This is a genomic window from Burkholderia sp. Cy-637 (assembly GCF_011753175.1).
Lineage (GTDB): Bacteria > Pseudomonadota > Gammaproteobacteria > Burkholderiales > Burkholderiaceae > Burkholderia > Burkholderia gladioli.
Genome location: NZ_VWWC01000383.1, coordinates 1 through 1,207, shown reverse-complemented (window position 1 = coordinate 1,207; position 1,207 = coordinate 1). Strand labels below are relative to the sequence as shown.

At 75.2% G+C, this 1,207-nt stretch carries 2 pseudogenes; both read left to right on the top strand.

Annotated features, from left to right (window positions below):
• Positions 1–1,020: pseudogene (locus F3J10_RS35710) on the top strand (hypothetical protein); the annotation flags it as partial.
• Positions 1,017–1,207, top strand: a pseudogene (locus F3J10_RS35705) (hypothetical protein); the annotation flags it as partial. The pseudogenes F3J10_RS35710 and F3J10_RS35705, both read left to right, overlap by 4 nt.

The following is a 1,207-nucleotide window of genomic DNA, read 5'->3' as shown; positions in this document are numbered from 1 at the left end:
CACGCAGCGCGGCAGCCGGGCGAGCGTGGTGAGACGGCGTCTCCGGCGGTGCCGGCGGTTCACGCCGCCGTCGCGCGCGACACGAAACCCGTGGCGCCGGCGACGGCAAGTCGAGCGGCGCCCGCACCTGGCGCCGCTGGCATCGCGATGCCGGTTCCGGTGGCGGCACCGGCTCGCGGCGTGGTGGCGAAGCGCGCGGCGACGACGCCATTGGCCGCTTCGGCTCCCGGTGTGATTGCGAAGCCAGAAAACGCGAAGGCGGTTGGCTCGGCGATTCCGCAGGCGGCCGAGGTCAAGGCGACGCTAGGCGGCTCGGCGCGCATGGTGGCCTTGGCCGCCGAGTCGACGACGCCGCATGCGGATCAAGCCAAGGCGACGCTAGGCGGCTCGGCGCGGATGGCGGCCTTGGCCGCCAAGTCGACGACGGCGCATGCGGATCAAGCAAAGGCGACGCTAGGTGGCTCGGCGCGGATGGCGGCCCTGGCCGCCGAATCGGCGACGCCGCATGCGGATCAGGCCAAGGCGACGCTAGGTGGCTCGGCGCGGATGGCGGCCCTGGCCGCCGAGTCGGCGACGCCGCATGCGGATCAGGCCAAGGCGACGCTCGGCGGCTCGGCGCGCATGGCGGCCCTGGCCGCCGAATCGGCGACGCCGCACGCGGACCAAGCCAAGGCGACACTCGGCGGCTCGGCACGCATGGCAGCCCTGGCCGCAGCTACCGCATCGGCTCCATCGCCCCATTCCCCGGAAGCAAAACCCGCTTCCGCCGTCGCGGCTCGTCCGGCCGCCGCTTCCGCCTCGTCGCCCACGCGTGCCATCGAAGCACCATCCCGGCCCACCGATACGACGCCCGCGGCGAGCGCCATCCCCGCCTCGGCCGCCGCGCCGGTGCATGTGATCGACCTGAGCGCCCAGCCCGGCGGCTCGACGCGCCGCTTCACCGAGATCGCGATCGTCTCGCCGGCCGGTGCCGCGCCCGCCTCGGCCGCCTCCGCGCCGCTAGAGGGAGGCGCGCCATGAAGAAGCCGCAGCCCAAGCACATCGTGATGGCCGCGCTGTTCGCGGCCTGCGCGCTGGTGCTGGTGTTCACCCACCACGACGCCGACGACGAGCTGGTCGAGGCCACCCCGCGCCCGGCCCAGCCGAGCGTCGCGCAAGCCGCGCCGCGCGGCGCCGATGCCGAACGCGGCGCCGCCGCGGCAGCGCC